The organism is Bizionia gelidisalsuginis (assembly GCF_008086185.1).
Taxonomy (GTDB): Bacteria; Bacteroidota; Bacteroidia; order Flavobacteriales; family Flavobacteriaceae; genus Bizionia; species Bizionia saleffrena.
Genome location: NZ_VSKN01000004.1, coordinates 1 through 18068 on the forward strand (window position 1 = coordinate 1; position 18068 = coordinate 18068).

Here is an 18068-nt window from a genome sequence, read left to right on the forward strand (position 1 = left end):
AACAGGAGAAGGCAAAGGAGAAAGTGAGCCTGCAGTGCAGTGCGGTACAAACTGTACTGAAGCGCAACATCAACAAAACAGACGTTCTCAATTCACTATTAAAAGTGGTGGACCTAACAGTAATTAAGTACTACTTTAACCAACAATAAAATCAAAAAACCAAAAAGCCACATCTTAATTGATGTGGCTTTTTTATTATTAAGTACTGCAAAACCTATATAGTTATAAAAATCAAAACGCTACCAATTACAAAACGGATGATTACTTAATTGCGAATTGTAATATTTTATATCTCCTGTCACTTCCGCTCCTAACCACTCCGGTTTTGTAAAGGATTCTGTTTCTGAATCTAATTCAACTTCGGCAATTACCAATCCTGAATTAGCACCAGAAAACTCGTCAATTTCGTAGATATGGTTACCCACGTTTACCTCGTATCTTACTTTACTAATCACGCCGTCCTCACATAACTGTAAAAGAGACTCGGCATCCGATTTAGAAATTTCTTTCTCCCATTCAAAACGCGATAATCCATTGCTTGAAGACGTTCCTTTAACTGTAATAAAGCCGACATCGCCTTTTAACCTAACACGCACCGTTCGCTCTTTATGGGTGTTTAGAAACCCTTGAATAATTTGTGTTTCCTTAAACGCTTCGGCCTTATAAGCTAAAGAATTAACTAAAAATTTACGTTCTATTTCTATCATTATAATATCATTTTAGCCTTTAAAAGGTGATAAATACTCTTCTAAATAAGCGCACTTTTCGTATTTGAACCAAAGATATAGTATTTTTGAGTTTTAATATTTAATTATGGCCGAAGCCTTACCACTCAGAAAAATTATTCATGTCGATATGGACGCCTTTTATGCCTCTGTCGAGCAGATGGATAATCCTGAACTAAGCGGTAAACCATTGGCGGTTGGCGGTAGCGGTAATCGAGGTGTAGTAGCGGCAGCCAATTATGAAGCTAGAAAGTATGGCGTTCGAAGTGCGATGAGTGGTGTAATGGCTAAACGTAATTGTCCCCATCTCATATTTGTTCCACCACGCTTCGATCGCTATAAAGAGATCTCCTCTCAAGTACGCAAAATCTTTTATGAGTATACTGATTTAGTAGAGCCACTATCTTTAGATGAGGCCTATTTGGATGTTACCGAGAATAAAAAAGGAAATCCAAGCGCGTCTCTTATTGCTGAAGAGATTAGAGCCCGCATTTTAAATGACGTGGGCTTAACAGCATCGGCTGGGATTTCCATTAATAAATTTATTGCCAAAGTGGCTAGTGATTATAATAAACCTAACGGACAAAAAACGGTTAATCCAGAGGAAGTTTTAGACTTTTTGGAAACTTTAGATATCCGTAAATTTTATGGTATTGGAAAAGTTACTGCCGAAAAAATGTACCAAAAAGGCATTTTTACTGGCACGGATTTAAAAACAAAAAGCCTAGAGTTTTTACACTCTCATTTTGGTAAATCGGGACGCTATTACTACTATGTAGTTCGCGGTATTCATAATAGCGAAGTAAAGCCAAATAGAACACGAAAAAGTTTAGCTGCAGAACGCACTTTTAGCACTAATTTATCGTCAGAAATATTTATGCTTGAAAAATTAGAACATATTGCTGAGGAAGTTTCTAAGCGTTTAAAAGCGAATAAAGTGGCTGGAAAAACAATTACGCTTAAGATTAAATACAGTGATTTCTCTCTACATACGCGCAGTAAAACACTGCCTTATTTTATCAGCGATAAGCACTTACTTTTAGAAACCGCGAAGGAACTTTTATATCAAGAAAAATTAGATAATTCGGTGCGTTTATTAGGTATTTCATTATCTAATTTAAACACAGAAAAAACTAAAAAAGAACCCGAATCTAAAACGGTAAGTGTACAGCTTAAATTCGGGTTTTAATTGATTTGCGTTAGCGATAGTAACGGCATCCTTTTGCTTTTTCTGCAAAAGATATAGTGTATAGCGCGGTCCAGTTTAAGTATTAAAATGGAAACGCCCTAATACTCCTAAATTTCGGAAACACGCAACGTATTTACCATTCCCTTATCTTGAATTGGCATTGCCGCTAGACTTACCAACATATCGCCTTTGCTAACAAAGCCTTGGTCTAAGGCAAAATTATTAACGTCTTCGATTGTTTCGTCGGTGCTTACAAATTTTTCGTAATGGAACGCTTTAACACCCCAAAGCAAGCTTAATTGTGTTAAAATACGCTTGTTGGACGTAAACACCAATATGTGCGCACTTGGTCTCCATGCAGAAATTTGAAACGCCGTATACCCACTGTTTGTAAGGGTTGTAATCGCTTTTGCATTGATATCGTTCGCCATTAAAGCCGCGTGATAACAGATGGATTTTGTAATGAATCGCTTAGTACGTATGTGTGGTGGCGATTGCGGCACTTTAATTAAATCTGAGTCTTCGACACTGGTGATTATATTGGTCATTTGCTGAATAACCTCCACTGGGTATTGACCAACGCTGGTTTCGCCAGATAACATTACGGCATCGGCGCCATCCATTACAGAGTTGGCAACATCGTTAACTTCGGCACGGGTTGGCGTTAAGCTAGTAATCATTGTTTCCATCATTTGTGTGGCAATAATTACTGGAATTCTAGCACTTTTTGCCTTACGCACCAGTTTCTTTTGAATTAACGGGACTTCTTCCGCTGGAATTTCAACTCCTAAATCACCTCTTGCAACCATTAACCCGTCGCAATAGGCCACAATTTTATCTATATTTTCTACCGCTTCCGGTTTTTCGATTTTAGCTATAATAGGTATTTTATGAGCGCTGTGCTTTTTGATTAACTCTTGCAGTAACATTAAATCTTCGGCGTGACGCACGAAAGATAAGGCCATCCAATCGACTTCCAATTCGCACGCAAAAATGGCGTCTTCAATATCTTTTTCTGTTAATGCGGGCTGAGAAATATTTGTATTTGGCAAGTTTACACCTTTACGAGAACGCAATGGTCCTCCTTGAATTACTTTGGTTAGCACTTCGTCCACGCCGTTTGTAGACACGACCTCAAAAATGAGTTTACCGTCGTCTAAAAGAACACGTTCTCCTGGGTTTGCATCTTGGGGAAACTTATCGTAGGTCATATACACACGTTTTTTAGTGCCTACAAATTTCTTTCCTGTAGCAAAAACTATTTCGTCTCCCGGATTTACAAATACTTCACCTTTCATAATACCTACACGCAGTTTTGGGCCTTGTAGATCTCCCAAAATAGAAGCGTTATAGCCAAACTCATCGTTTAACTCCCGAATCATTTTAACGCGTTCTTTTACGTCTTCGTAATCTGCATGCGAAAAGTTTATTCTAAATACATTTGCTCCGGCATCTAACATTGCCTTTAGCACCGTTTTATTGCTTGTCGCTGGACCTAAAGTGGCAACAATTTTCGTCTTTTTTCTTTTCAACATTAGTTAAATATTAAATTTTCTTTTGATTTAAGTAGATCGGCATCAATAAAATGAGCCATCACGACTTGCTTGATATCTTGAATTGTGTTTAATATAAGCTTTTGTGCTTGTTCGGGCAGTTCGCTTTCTATTTTTAAGACATAATTAACACGCTTAAATTCGGGCAGTAAATGATACGTTTTGGTAGTTTTACTTGTGCCAAATAGAGAGTCTCTAGTATCAGGTTGTTGTTGTATTTCAACCTTACACGTGTTAGATACTAAATTCCACACCCTAAGTTGCTCTTGATCCTCCCATTCAAAAATGGAATAATGCGCCGCCAAATTATCACTTTTTATATCGTACGGCTTTCTATACAGGTGTGATTGAAGATGTTTATTGATTAGATAAGCCAACCGGAAGTCTTCTAAACTGGAATGAATACCTATAAGTGTAAATTCTTCGTCATCGAAAAAATCATCTAAAACTAATCTTTTATTGGCCATTTGTTTACACTATTTTGCAGCGTAAATATAATGTTATTAGCTTTTAGACCCTATTAATATATGTAATCTTATCGTTAAACTTAAACGGTAGTAAACAATATGTTTTTATAAATAGATACACCGGAATAGACTACAACATTACTCGTGTAATGCATTTGTAATGGCTTCCTGAAAAACAAAAAAGGCTCGTTTTGAAGCTTTTTCTTCGGCTTTCTTTTTCGACGTCGCGCGTGCTTTTGCTATGACTTTATCGTCTATAGATAATTTTACAGAAAAATGTTTAACCTCATCATTACCAGTATCTTCGTAGACATTGTAATTAAAGGTTTTCTTCTCTTTCTGACACCATTCTATAAGCAGACTTTTGTAACTAATTACTTTACCTTCGAGTTTTTCGATGTCTACAAAAGGATCGATCACTTTATCGTAAATAAACTTTTCACAATACAAATAACCACGATCCAATAAAATAGCGCCTACAATAGACTCAAATAAGTTACCGTGGATATTGTCACCGAATTGACCTTTAGGTATTTTACTTTCGACTAACTTTATCAGTTTTAATTCTTTTCCGATTTCGTTTAAGTGCTCCCGACTTACAATTTTAGAGCGCATCTTGGTTAAATAACCTTCGTCTCCACTTGGAACCTCTGTATACAGATGATGTGCAATTACAGACCCCAACATAGCGTCTCCTAAAAACTCTAAACGCTCGTAATTTACCGTATGCCCCTTATTGTTTTTAAGGTTCATAGAGCGGTGCGTAAATGCGGTTTGGTAATACTCTAGGGTTTTAGGTTTAAATCCTATTATTTTTGAAATTGTCGTAAAAAAAATCCCGTTGTCTTTAGAACGGGAATTGAATATGTTACGAATACTTTTCATTGAGAATTTAATCTAATTTTTTAAACAGTACGCAAGCATTGTGCCCACCAAACCCGAAGGTATTGCTCATTGCGACTTTAACGTCTCTTTTTTGAGGTGTGTTTAAGGTTAGGTTTAATTCTGGGTTTATATTCTCGTCTACCGTCGTGTGGTTAATTGTAGGAGGCACAATACCGTGCTTAATAGATAATATAGAGGCAATAGCTTCTATAGCTCCAGCGGCTCCTAACAAGTGCCCTGTCATAGACTTTGTAGAGTTAATATTTATGTTTTTAGCGTGCGCACCAAACACTTCGGTAATTGCTTTTAATTCTGCAACATCTCCCAATGGTGTAGATGTACCGTGCGTGTTAATGTGGTCTACTGCTTCAGGTTCTAAACCTGCGTTTTCTAGACAATTTTTCATCACAGCGATAACACCAATTCCTTCTGGGTGTGGTGCGGTCATGTGATAAGCGTCTGAAGACATACCACCACCTAAAACTTCGGCATAAATAGTAGCCCCTCTAGCTTTAGCATGTTCGTACTCTTCAAGAATTATTGCTCCTGCTCCTTCTCCCAAAACAAATCCATCTCGTGTCGCATCAAAAGGTCTCGATGCCGTTTCAGGACTGTCATTTCTAGTTGATAAAGCATGCATTGCATTAAATCCACCCATTCCAGCAATAGTTACTGCGGCTTCACTTCCTCCAGTTACTATAACGTCGCACTGTCCTAAACGAATATAGTTTAAGGCATCAATCATAGCATTTGCAGAAGAGGCACAGGCCGAAACTGTTGTGTAATTAGGCCCCATAAATCCATTTTTAATAGATATGTTACCCGGTGCAATGTCTGCAATCATTTTAGGAATAAAGAACGGATTAAATCTTGGTGTTCCATCGCCTTCAGAGAAGTTCAACATTTCGTTCTGAAACGTTTCTAAGCCTCCAATTCCTGCTCCCCAAATCACTCCAACTCGCAGTTTGTTTACGGTTTCTAAATCTAGTTTAGAGTCCGCAATAGCCTCATCAGATGCGACCATTGCGTACTGCGTAAACCTGTCCATTTTACGAGCCTCTTTTCTATCAAGAAAATCGGTCGCTTTGAAGTTTTTTAATTCACAAGCGAATTTCGTCTTGAACTTTTCAGTATCAAAATAGGTTATTGGTGCAGCACCACTTTTACCAGTTAATAAAGCGTCCCAAAATTCATCTTTGGTATTCCCTATCGGCGTTAATGCTCCTAACCCCGTTACTACAACTCGCTTTAATTCCATAAATTTCTAATGCTTATTTTGCAGCTTCAATATACGATACTGCTTGACCAACTGTTGCAATGTTTTCTGCTTGATCGTCTGGAATTTGAATATCAAATTCTTTTTCGAATTCCATTATTAGTTCTACAGTGTCTAATGAATCTGCTCCTAAATCGTTTGTGAAGCTCGCTTCAGTTACAACTTCGTTTTCATCAACACCTAATTTGTCTACGATGATCGCTTTTACTCTTGATGCAATGTCTGACATAATTTTAATTTTTTTAGTTTTAATTAAGAGGCAAAAATAAAAAACTTTATTTTAAAACACATCTTTCTTTCGAAAATGTGGTGGTAATTTAATAAATAAACTTTAACTATTTGATATTTACCCTATAATTGTTAATAATTATTCTTTTTTTTGTGGTCACAATTTAAACATTATATCTGTAAATGAAACGTATTGTAATTTTTGCTTCCGGGGGCGGAACTAATGCTGAAAATTTGATCACTTTTTTTCACAACAGCGATAATGCTTCTGTTATTCAAGTGCTTACGAACAATCCTTGTGCCAAAGTTTTAGAACGCTGTAAAAAATTGAAAATTAGCGCTTTATCTTTTAATAAAATTGCTTTTACTGAAACCGAAGACGTCCTTAATATTTTAAAAGCATCGCAACCAGACCTAATTGTACTCGCTGGTTTTTTATGGAAATTCCCAGAAAATATCATCGCAGAATTCCCCGATAAAGTGATTAATATCCACCCTGCTTTACTCCCAAAATATGGCGGAAAAGGGATGTTTGGAAAACACGTTCATGAGGCGGTTGTAAAGAACAAAGAAATTGAAACTGGCATCACAATTCATCACGTAAACGAGAATTATGACGATGGAGCGATCATTTTTCAGGCAAAATGCGAAGTAAAAACGACAGATTCGGCGAATGATGTTGCTGAAAAAATCCACAATTTAGAAATGAAACACTTTCCTTTAGTTGTAGAAAAACTTTTAACTTCAGAAAAATAACACGTCCTTTAAATATTTTAGTGCCCTGTATTTACTTTTATTGGCTCCAAAAAACTATAATTATTTTTTTTTAAACCAACTAACGCTTTCTCTCTTTTCTGAGAGGCTCTAAACTACAAATGAGTACAAAGAAAAAAAAATACTACACCATTTGGAAAGGTCACAAAACAGGTGTTTTTGACTCTTGGAATGTGTGTAAAAAACACATTAAAAATTTTGAAGGCGCTCAATATAGATCCTTCCCGACTCGTGCTGCTGCAGAAAAAGCATTAGAAGGTAATTATTTCGATTATATAGGAAAAAGTAAATCGTTTAAAAGTGAGTTGTCCGGACTTGATCTTAAAAAAATCGGCCTGCCCAATTACAACTCCATTGCTGTGGATGCGGCATCGAGTGGAAACCCAGGTATTATGGAATATCGTGGCGTCGACACCAAATCGAAAAAACAATTATTTATACAAGGGCCTTTTGCTCAAGGCACCAATAATATAGGGGAGTTTTTAGCACTTGTACACGGCTTAAGCTTTCTTAAAAAGCATAATAGTGATCGCATTCTATATACAGATTCGAAAACGGCTATGAGTTGGGTACGTAAAAAAACCTGCAATAGTAAGCTAGAACGTACCAGCAAAAACAAGCCTGTTTACGATTTAGTAGATCGTGCTGTAATTTGGTTAAAAAATAACGACTATAATACCACCATAGTAAAATGGGAAACAAAGGCCTGGGGTGAAATCCCTGCAGATTTTGGCAGAAAATAGTTTTGGCAAAATAGTCTTTTAAAATCCATTGTTTCAGTAAGAAAAAAAAAGACGTAACTTTGCAAAAAATATAGAATACAATTTATGAGTAAATTAGTTGTAGTAGGAACAGTCGCTTTTGATGCTATTGAAACTCCTTTTGGTAAAACAGACAAAATTCTTGGTGGTGCTGCCACTTACATTGGCTTATCGGCTTCCAATTTTAATATAGATGCCACTTTAGTTTCTGTTATTGGTGGCGATTTCCCTAAAGAGCACTTAGATTTGTTAGAGAGCAAAAACCTTGATCTTTCTGGAATTGAAACTGTAAAAGATGGTAAAACATTCTTTTGGAGTGGAAAATACCACAACGATATGAACTCTAGAGACACTTTAGTTACAGAGCTAAATGTTTTAGAGCACTTTAAACCTGTTGTACCCGAAGCGTATAAAGATGCTGAAATAGTGATGCTAGGTAACTTACATCCTTTAGTACAACAAGGTGTTTTAGACCAAATGAATAAAAAGCCCAAGCTTGCCATTTTAGATACTATGAATTTCTGGATGGATATTGCTTTAGAGGATTTATTGTCTGTCATTAAAAATGTAGATGTTATCACTATTAACGATGAAGAAGCACGACAACTAACAGGAGAATATTCTCTAGTTGTAGCCGCAAGAAAGATTCACGAAATGGGCCCTCAATACGTGGTTATTAAAAAAGGAGAACACGGCGCATTATTGTTTCATAAAGACGATGTGTTTTACGCCCCTGCGCTACCCTTAGAAGCTGTTTTCGACCCAACGGGCGCTGGAGACACTTTCGCTGGTGGTTTTGCTGGCTATTTAGCAAAAACCGAAGATATTTCTTTCGAAAACATGAAAAATGCGGTCATTTATGGCTCGACGTTAGCCTCCTTCTGCGTCGAAAAATTTGGTACAGAACGTATGGAAAATCTAACCGATAAAGAAATACACGAAAGACTGCTACAGTTTAAAGACTTAACACAATTTGAAATTAAATTAACTTAAACTAACGCGCTCTTAAATGGAGCGCGTTTTTTAATTTCCCGTAACACAGGAAGTAAAACTTAATAAACAACTACTACAACAACTACACAATGAGTGATGCTTTAAAACACGAATGCGGTATTGCAATGGTTAGACTTTTAAAACCATTAGAATTCTATAAAGAAAAATATGGGACTGCATTTTACGGCGTAAATAAAATGTATCTATTAATGGAAAAACAACACAATCGTGGTCAAGATGGTGCTGGTTTTGCAAGTATTAAATTAGATACTAAACCTGGAGAACGTTATATAAGTCGCGTGCGCTCTATAGAGCAGCAACCTATTCAGGATATTTTTGCTCAAATTAACGACCGTATTAATACAGAGCTTACAACACATCCAGAATATAATGACGATGTTGCGTTACAAAAAAGAAACATACCATACATTGGCGAGTTGTTTCTAGGGCACGTGCGTTACGGTACCTTTGGTAAAAATAGTGTAGAAAGTGTACATCCGTTTTTAAGACAAAACAACTGGATGCACAGAAACCTTATTCTTGCCGGAAACTTTAATATGACGAATGTTAAAGAATTGTTTCAAAACCTTATCGACTTAGGTCAGCATCCTAAAGAGTATACCGATACCATAACTATTATGGAAAAAATCGGACATTTCTTAGACGATTCTGTAGATAAAATTTATAAAAAACTAAAAAAAGAAGGCTACAAGAAAGTAGAATGTTCCCCTTTAATTGCGGACCGTTTAAATGTGGCTAAAATATTAAAACGAGCTGCTAAAAACTGGGATGGTGGTTATGCTATTGCAGGATTATTAGGACATGGTGACTCTTTTGTACTAAGAGATCCAGCAGGAATCCGACCAGTGTATTATTATAAAGACGACGAGGTTGTTGTAACCGCTTCAGAGCGTCCTGTAATTCAAACAGCATTTAATGTAGAGTTTGACGATGTTAAAGAATTACCCCCTGGGCACGCTATTATTACCGAGAAATCTGGTAAAGTATCTATTAAAAAAATATTAGAACCCTTAGAACGCAAATCGTGTTCTTTCGAGCGTATCTATTTCTCTAGAGGAAGTGATGCAGAAATATATCAAGAACGAAAAAAATTAGGAAAACTATTAATGCCGAAAGTTTTAGAGGCTATTGATGATGATACCAAAAACACAGTATTTTCGTTTATTCCAAACACGGCTGAAACCTCATTTTTTGGAATGATAGAATCGGTTGAAGAGCATTTAAACAAGAAAAAAACAAAAGCTATTTTAGCTGGAAATGGCGGTTTAAGCGCGCAAGCGGTAACCGATATCTTATCAGAAAGACCACGTATAGAAAAAATAGCCATAAAAGATGCTAAACTAAGAACGTTTATTACAGAAGACAGTAGTCGCGATGATTTAGTAGCACACGTTTACGATGTTACTTATGGCGTTATTAAACCCACCGACAATCTTGTAATTATAGACGATAGTATTGTACGCGGAACGACGCTTAAAAAAAGTATTATTAAAATGATGGACAGACTACATCCTAAAAAGATAGTTGTTGTGTCGTCTGCGCCACAAATACGTTATCCAGATTGCTACGGTATAGATATGGCTAACTTGGAGAGTTTAGTCGCCTTTAACGCTGCTTTAGAACTTTTAAAAGATAATAATAAATGGCATATTGTTAAAGACGTTTACGAAAAATGTTTACAACAAGTAGAGCTAAAAGATACAGAGATTAAAAACTTTGTTAAGGATATTTACGATTCTTTTACACCCGAAGAAATTTCAGCTAAAATATCTGTGCTCTTAAGCGATGATACTGTTAAAGCTGAAATTGATATTATTTTTCAACCCGTAGAAAATCTTCATATTGCTTGTCCAGATCATTTAGGTGATTGGTACTTTACAGGAGATTACCCTACACCAGGAGGAAACAGAGTAGTAAACAGAGCGTTTATTAATTTTTATGAAGGCAATAAGGAAAGAGCGTATTAAATATCTTACGCTATTTTTACAACACGATATAACTGATTTATAGCGCTTTGCATTTTATCGGATATATTAACCCTTAAACTAAAAAAAGATAAAAAAGATAAAACATTTATTATATTTGAACTTACCATAACATAAGTAGGTTAAGTTCATGGTAGATTTGGGGCAAAAAAGGTGAACTCTCGTTCACCTTTTTTATTTAAAAAAACGACATAAAAAAAGCAGACTTTAAATTTAAAGTCTGCTTTTTTTATGTCGCCTATTCAGGCTAGAATTCAAACTGCTTATTTAGCGTTTGCGAAGCGTTTCTCTACTTCATTCCAGTTAATTACATTAAAAAATGCTTCAATATAATCTGGTCTTCTATTTTGGTAGTTTAAATAGTAAGCGTGTTCCCATACATCCAATCCTAAAATAGGAGTTCCGCCACAGCTAACGTCTGGCATTAATGGATTGTCTTGATTTGGTGTTGAGCACACTTCAACTTTTCCGCCTTTATGTACACAAAGCCAAGCCCAACCAGAACCAAACTGAGTAGCAGCAGCTTTACTAAATTCATCTTTAAACGCATCAAAAGATCCAAAAGCAGCTTCAATAGCTTCTTTTAATTCTCCAGACAAACGTCCTCTACCTTCTGGATTCATAACCTCCCAAAATAAAGAGTGGTTATAAAAACCTCCACCATTATTTCGTACTGCTTTATTGTCCATATCTAAATTAGATAGAATATTTTCTATTGTTTTCCCTTCTAAATCTGTGCCTACAATTGCAGAATTTAATTTAGAAGTATATCCTCCATGGTGTTTAGAGTGGTGTATTTCCATTGTACGCGCGTCTATGTTTGGTTCTAAAGCGTCGTATGCGTATTTTAATTTCGGTAATTCGAAAGCCATAATTGTATGTTTTTTGGTTAATAATACTTAAAAGTAAATTTAACAATTTAACACTTCAATAAAAAATTTAAACACCCCTATCCCTTTGTTTTAATAATACTTTAACACCCGTAAATTAAAATCCTTTCATTTTACGGTAAAAACAGAAGGTCTTGAGCTTATAAAATGATTATTGTTTTTATCTTGTAACAAAAAACTGCATGAGTACTCTACAGCCTTTTACGGTATATAATGCTTCGGCCGGAAGCGGTAAAACCTTTACACTCGTAAAAGAATATCTTAAAATCCTTTTTGCGTCTGCGACTAAAGATCAGTTTAAACATATATTGGCCATTACGTTTACTAACAAAGCGGTTGCCGAAATGAAAGAACGTATTGTCGATACTCTAAAAGAGTTCTCTGATCCTTTAATTATCAGCGAACCTTCAACCATTTTTTCACTTATTTCTGAAGAATTAAATATAGAACCGGAGGTACTTCATCTTAAATCAAAAAAAATATTGAATACCATAATGCATAATTATGCGGCGTTTGATATTTCTACGATTGACGGATTTAATCATCGCTTGATTAGAACGTTTGCTCACGATTTAAAATTACCCTTAAATTTTGAAGTCGATTTAGACTCCGAAACCTTACTAAACGAAGCCGTAGACCGCTTAATCTCTAAAGCCGGAACCGATAAAGCCCTTACCAAAGTACTCATTGATTTTGCTCTTGAAAAAGCAGACGACGATAAAAGCTGGGATGTTGCTCGCGATTTTAATACCATTGCGAAGTTATTAATTAACGAAAACGATTTAAAATACGTAAAAACACTGGAAGGAAAAACCTTAGCAGATTTCAGCAAACTTAAAACCGATTTAATACACGCCATCGCCACCGCCGAAAACAACATACAAAGCAAAGCCGGCTCTGTTTTAGATAGCATTGCGCATAATAATTTAGACACTAAAGATTTTTCTCGTGGCACGTTGCCCAACCATTTTATAAAAGCGAAAGCTTTAAACTTAAACGGACTTTACGATAATCAATTACAGAGCAACATTGCTGAAGGTGTAAAAATTTACACTAAAACGTTAGCTGCCGATAAAAAAGATAGCATCGATAGTTTACTACCAAGAATTGGAGAATTATACGGCGAGATAAAAAAGGAAGTCTATAATTTAAAATTCCTAAACTCTTTTTATAAAAACAGCACACCGCTATCGGTTTTAAATGCCATTAATAACGAACTAAACGCGATAAAAACGGAGCAGAATAAAATGTTGATTTCAGAGTTCAATGCTATAATTAGTGACGAATTAAAAAATCAACCCACGCCCTTTATTTACGAACGCATGGGCGAAAAATTCCGCTATTATTTTATAGACGAGTTTCAAGACACTTCCGAAATGCAATGGAGCAATCTCGTGCCCTTAATAGATAATACGTTATCTGGCCAAAATTTAAAAGGCGAGCAAGGCACTGCAATGTTGGTTGGCGATGCGAAACAAGCCATTTACAGATGGCGCGGCGGAAAAGCCGAGCAGTTTATAGACTTGTTTAATGCCACGAGTAAACCTTTTCAAGTGGCCCAAAAACTAGAAAATCTACCGGCAAATTACCGCAGTTACCAAAATATTATTACGTTTAATAATGGTTTTTTTAAATACTTATCGGCGCACGCTTTTAGTCATTTAAACTACGCTAATCTCTACGAAATTGCCCACCAAGATAGCACCAAAAAAGAGAAAGGCTACGTTAATATTGACTTTATAGATTTTGAAGACGGCGATGATAAAAACGAGTTATACCCAGAGTACGTTTTAAATACAATTACCAGCTGTTTAGAAAACGGGTTTACCTTAAAAGAGATCTGTATCATTGTCAGAAAAAAAGACGAAGGCGTTGCTATTGCTCAATATTTAAGTGCTAACGGTATAAAAATAACCTCGTCACAAACGATGTTGATTAATAATTCGCCAGAAGTCCAAGTTGCTAATAGTGTTTTAACGCTGCTTACCAATCCCAATAACGACGAGGCGCGTATTACTATTCTCGATTTTATTGCTCATAAATATAATATTAACGATAAGCACGAATACTACAAACACCATATTAAATTACCTATAAACGAGTTCTTTAAGAGCTTTGAATATTTCGGTATTATTGCAGATCCCAAACAAATAATCCAGTTAGGGCTTTTTGATGTTGCAGAATCTATTGTGCGAACCTTTAAATTAGCTGCTGTTTCGAATGCTTACATTCAGTTTTATTTAGATATAGTTTTAGAATACACGCAAAAAAACATCTCGGATATCTCAGGCTTCTTAGACTATTTCGAAAACAAAAAAGACAAACTGAGTATTGTATCTCCAGAGAATCAAGATGCCGTACAGATTATGACCATTCACGTATCTAAAGGACTAGAGTTTCCGGTGGTTATTTTTCCTTATGCGCAACAAAACGTCTATGGTGAAGTCGACCCTAAAGAGTGGTTTAAATTAGAGCCGGAGCACTTCAATAATTTCGAGTACACTTTATTAAACTATAACAAAGATTTCGAGTTTTACGGGGACGAAGGTTTGCGAATTCACGAAAAACACCAAGCCGAATTAGAACTCGATAACATCAATCTATTATACGTTACACTTACCCGTGCCGTAGAACAACTGTATATTATTGCTAAAAAAGATATTAGTAAAAAGGGCGAAATTAACGAGAAATCGTATTCAGGATTACTCATCAACTATTTATTAAACATTAGCGAATGGCAAGACAACCAGCTCTCCTACAGTTTTGGGAGCCCCACGCGAGAACATATACCAAAGCTAAAAGAGAATAATACAATACAACAACCGGAGTTTATATCTACCGCCAAAGAAGACCACAACATTAACATTGTTACCAACGCGGGGTATATGTGGGACACCAAACAGCAAGACGCGATAGAAAAAGGGAATTTAGTGCACGATATAATGGCTCAAATTGACTCCGAAATCGATATAGAAAACGTAATGCACCAATTTTTAACCTCCGGCACTATTAACGCATTGCAATCGCAAGAATTAAAAAACACGATAGACAGCATTATAAACCATCCAGAATTAAAGTCTTACTTTAGCACAACGCACACCATTTATAACGAACGCGATATTATCACCAAAACGGGTAAACTCGTGCGTCCCGATCGTTTGGTTATTAATACAAATAACGAGGTTGTAATAATAGATTATAAAACAGGGTTGTTTAATCCAAAACATCAGCACCAGTTGCAAGACTACCAAGATGTTTTAGAAGAGATGCAGTTCACAGTAACAAAGAAAATATTAGTTTATATAAACGAAAGTATTTCAATTAAAACCTATTAAAATATCAGGTTTACAGTTAAAATTATGGCGTTCCTATAAATTACCAAAAAATAATTTATAGGCGTGTCATTCACTATATCTTTTTTTAACGCAAAAGGCGCTAAAAAAAAGGATGTCGTTACTACCACTAACGCAAAAACATTATTAAATTTGTAAAAATATCTAAAAGACATGTACGGTAAAATTCAACAACATTTGCAAAACGAAATTAAAGAGATTAAAGATAATGGTCTTTTTAAAACGGAACGTATTATTACATCTCCTCAAGGTGCAGAAATCACTTTAAATACAGGAGAAAACGTATTAAATTTTTGTGCTAACAATTATTTGGGCTTGTCCTCACATCCCGACGTTATCCAAGCCGCCAAAGATACTATGGATACGCACGGATTTGGTATGTCTTCAGTGCGTTTTATTTGTGGTACTCAAGACATTCATAAAACATTAGAACAAAAAATAGCCGATTTCTACGGTACCGAAGACACTATTTTGTACGCCGCTGCTTTCGATGCTAACGGAGGTGTTTTCGAACCGCTTTTAGGAAAAGAAGATGCTATTATTTCAGATTCTTTAAATCACGCTTCCATTATAGACGGTGTTCGTTTATGTAAAGCAGCACGATATCGCTACGAAAACAGCAATATGGAAGATTTAGAAAAGCAACTTATTGCAGCCAACGAAAACGGAGCACGGTTTAAAATCATCGTTACCGATGGTGTATTTTCTATGGACGGTATTGTAGCGCCATTAGATAAGATTTGCGATTTAGCAGATAAGTACGATGCTTTAGTAATGATCGACGAATGCCACGCCACAGGGTTTATTGGCGATACAGGTATTGGAACCCTTGAAGAAAAAGGTGTTTTAGGACGTATCGACATTATTACAGGAACACTTGGCAAAGCTATGGGTGGTGCTATGGGAGGTTATACAACCGCTAAAAAAGAAGTTATTGAATTATTAAGACAACGTTCTAGACCGTACTTATTTTCGAACTCCTTGGCCCCGGCAATTGTAGGCGCCTCTATAAAAGTATTCGATATGCTAGCTAACGACACTAGTTTATTAGAGCAACTTAAGTGGAATACGGCTTATTTAAAGAAAGGATTAAAAGACGCTGGTTTCGATATTATCGATGGCGACTCGGCAATTGTACCCGTTATGCTTTACGATGCTAAATTAGCTCAAACAATGGCAAACAAACTTTTAGAAGAAGGTATTTATGTTATTGGCTTTTTCTTCCCCGTTGTACCAAAAGATAAAGCAAGAATAAGAGTACAACTATCGGCTGCGCATACTAAAGAACATTTAGATAAAGCACTCACTGCCTTTATTAAAGTTGGAAAAACATTAGAACTTATTTAGAACCATTCATTATAAATCAATAAATAGTTGCTTTAAACAATATTTTTATATATTTGTCTTTGTTAATAATATATAACAACTTATTTTCGCTTCTTAATTAACACTTAAAATTAAAATTTTTTGAATATGAAAAATCTTAGCAGATTATTATTTACACTGATGCTTTTAGTAAGCTTTTCTAATGTAAATGCACAAGACGAAAACAATCCTTGGGCTATCAGTTTTGGTATAAACGCTGTAGACGTTTATCCAGTTGGAGAAGACGCTCCACAAGGAGATTACTTCGACGAATTCTTCAATGCATCAGGCCACTGGAGTATTTTACCTTCTTTATCAACAGTTTCTGTTTCTAATTATGTAGGTAATAACTTTACAGTTCAAGCTGGTGGATCTATCAACAAGATCACTAACTGGGGACAATTTGAAACTAACGCAGGTGATGTTGATGTTCATGTAAATGACTTATCTTACTACGCTGTGGACGGAAATGTAAAATATAACTTCGCTGACTTATTAAACAGCAAAAGATTGGAGCCAGCTATCGGAATCGGTGGTGGTTACACTTGGATCGAAGAAGGAAAATACAATGACAATAACGCAGGTGGTAAAGAAGCTATCGGTGCAGGAACATTAAATGGGTCTTTAGGTTTAACGTATTGGTTTACTGAAAATTTAGGTTTCTTTGTAGAGTCTAAATACAAACATTCTTTCGAAGATTACTTAACTAAACATTTCCAACACTCTGCAGGTTTTACTGTTAAGTTTGGTGGAACAGATAGTGATGGTGACGGAATCTACGACAAAGACGACGCTTGTCCAGAAGTTTTTGGATTAGAAGCTTTCAACGGTTGTCCTGATACTGATGGTGATGGAATTGAAGACAGTAAAGATGCGTGTCCTAACGAAGCTGGTTTAGCTGAGTTAAACGGCTGTCCTGATACTGACGGTGACGGTGTAATTGACAGTGAAGATGATTGTCCAGAAGTAAAAGGTCTTAAATCTTTAAACGGATGTCCTGATGCTGACGGTGATGGTGTTGCTGACAAAGATGACAAATGTCCTAACGAAGCAGGTGCTGTAGCAAACGACGGATGTCCTTGGCCAGATGCTGACGGTGACGGTGTTGCTGATAAAGATGACAAATGTCCTAACGAAGCTGGTACTGTTGCTAATAATGGTTGTCCTGAAGTAGTATTACCTACTCAAGAAGTTATGGATAAATTAAATAGCTACTCAAGAACTATTTTATTTAACACAGGAAAATCTAACTTCCAAAAACAATCTTTCGAAGTGTTACAAAACATCACAGCGATATTAAAAGAATATCCAGATGCTTCTTTCTCTTTAGAAGGTCACACTGATAGTGTTGGCGCTAAATCTTCAAACCAGATATTATCTGAAAGAAGAGCTAACTCAGTAAGAGATTACTTAATCGCTAACGGAATTGCTGCTAAAAGATTAACAGCAAAAGGTTTCGGTGAAGTTGCTCCTATAGATTCTAACGCTACAAGAAGTGGTAGAGCAAACAACAGACGTACAGATATTAAACTTGTAAAATAAGTTTATCTTACATTCTCAATAAGTTTTAAAAAAAACGCTTCGGTTATCCGAAGCGTTTTTT

The 18068-nt window shown here is 36.0% G+C and carries 15 protein-coding genes; 8 read left to right on the forward strand and 7 right to left on the reverse strand.

Annotated elements, in window-relative coordinates; translation table 11 throughout:
• Positions 1–239 precede the first annotated feature (239 nt).
• Entirely contained in the window at positions 240–707 is a 468-nt protein-coding gene (locus ES677_RS04060; RefSeq protein ID WP_148380499.1) for a CYTH domain-containing protein, read from the reverse strand.
• Positions 708–813: 106 nt separating this feature from the next.
• On the opposite strand from ES677_RS04060, the gene dinB reads away from it, so the two are divergent.
• A complete protein-coding gene (gene dinB, locus ES677_RS04065; RefSeq protein WP_148380500.1) occupies positions 814–1914 on the forward strand; it encodes a DNA polymerase IV in 1101 nt (366 codons plus the stop codon).
• A gap of 107 nt (positions 1915–2021) precedes the next feature.
• Here dinB and pyk read toward each other — a convergent pair whose 3' ends face one another.
• From pyk to ES677_RS04090, 5 genes are all read right to left on the reverse strand, one after another.
• Positions 2022–3449 (reverse strand): pyruvate kinase, encoded by a 1428-nt coding sequence (pyk, locus tag ES677_RS04070; RefSeq protein ID WP_148369762.1) that lies wholly within the window; start codon positions 3447–3449, stop codon positions 2022–2024.
• On the reverse strand, positions 3449–3934 hold the full coding sequence (locus tag ES677_RS04075; protein ID WP_148380501.1) for an IPExxxVDY family protein: 486 nt from the start codon (positions 3932–3934) through the stop codon (positions 3449–3451). The genes pyk and ES677_RS04075 overlap by 1 nt, the downstream gene beginning before the upstream one ends.
• Positions 3935–4072: 138 nt before the next feature.
• Positions 4073–4819 carry a ribonuclease III gene (rnc, locus tag ES677_RS04080; protein WP_148369764.1) on the reverse strand — a complete coding sequence of 249 codons (747 nt, stop codon included), beginning with the start codon at positions 4817–4819 and terminating at the stop codon, positions 4073–4075.
• Between the two features lie 7 nt (positions 4820–4826).
• Positions 4827–6077 (reverse strand): beta-ketoacyl-ACP synthase II, encoded by a 1251-nt coding sequence (fabF, locus tag ES677_RS04085; RefSeq protein ID WP_148369765.1) that lies wholly within the window; start codon positions 6075–6077, stop codon positions 4827–4829.
• A 13-nt stretch (positions 6078–6090) separates the two neighbouring features.
• Positions 6091–6324 (reverse strand): acyl carrier protein, encoded by a 234-nt coding sequence (locus ES677_RS04090; protein ID WP_013869581.1) that lies wholly within the window; start codon positions 6322–6324, stop codon positions 6091–6093.
• 182 nt (positions 6325–6506) lie between these two features.
• Between ES677_RS04090 and purN the strand changes: the two genes are divergently transcribed.
• The 4 genes from purN (at position 6507) to ES677_RS04110 (ending at position 10839) form a co-directional block, all read left to right on the forward strand.
• Positions 6507–7079: a phosphoribosylglycinamide formyltransferase gene (gene purN, locus ES677_RS04095; protein ID WP_148369766.1), complete on the forward strand. Its 573-nt coding sequence runs from the start codon at positions 6507–6509 to the stop codon at positions 7077–7079.
• Positions 7080–7198: 119 nt separating this feature from the next.
• The gene (locus ES677_RS04100; protein WP_148380502.1) at positions 7199–7840 is read left to right on the forward strand and encodes a ribonuclease H1 domain-containing protein; all 642 of its coding nucleotides are present in this window, start codon (positions 7199–7201) and stop codon (positions 7838–7840) included.
• Positions 7841–7924: 84 nt separating this feature from the next.
• Positions 7925–8851 carry a PfkB family carbohydrate kinase gene (locus tag ES677_RS04105; RefSeq protein ID WP_148369768.1) on the forward strand — a complete coding sequence of 309 codons (927 nt, stop codon included), beginning with the start codon at positions 7925–7927 and terminating at the stop codon, positions 8849–8851.
• Positions 8852–8940: 89 nt separating this feature from the next.
• Positions 8941–10839, forward strand: coding sequence for an amidophosphoribosyltransferase (locus ES677_RS04110; protein ID WP_148369769.1), 1899 nt, complete (start codon positions 8941–8943; stop codon positions 10837–10839).
• 281 nt (positions 10840–11120) lie between these two features.
• Here ES677_RS04110 and ES677_RS04115 read toward each other — a convergent pair whose 3' ends face one another.
• A complete protein-coding gene (locus tag ES677_RS04115) occupies positions 11121–11729 on the reverse strand; it encodes a superoxide dismutase (RefSeq protein ID WP_148369770.1) in 609 nt (202 codons plus the stop codon).
• A 200-nt stretch (positions 11730–11929) separates the two neighbouring features.
• Here ES677_RS04115 and ES677_RS04120 point away from each other — a divergent pair, with 200 nt between their 5' ends.
• The 3 genes from ES677_RS04120 to ES677_RS04130 all read left to right on the forward strand — a co-directional run bounded on the left by ES677_RS04120 (position 11930) and on the right by ES677_RS04130 (position 18007).
• Positions 11930–15082: a UvrD-helicase domain-containing protein gene (locus ES677_RS04120; RefSeq protein WP_148380503.1), complete on the forward strand. Its 3153-nt coding sequence runs from the start codon at positions 11930–11932 to the stop codon at positions 15080–15082.
• Positions 15083–15253: 171 nt separating this feature from the next.
• The gene (gene kbl / locus ES677_RS04125) at positions 15254–16447 is read left to right on the forward strand and encodes a glycine C-acetyltransferase (RefSeq protein WP_148380504.1); all 1194 of its coding nucleotides are present in this window, start codon (positions 15254–15256) and stop codon (positions 16445–16447) included.
• 126 nt (positions 16448–16573) lie between these two features.
• Complete coding sequence (locus ES677_RS04130; protein WP_148369773.1) at positions 16574–18007, forward strand: OmpA family protein; 1434 nt, start codon at positions 16574–16576, stop codon at positions 18005–18007.
• Positions 18008–18068 lie beyond the last annotated feature (61 nt).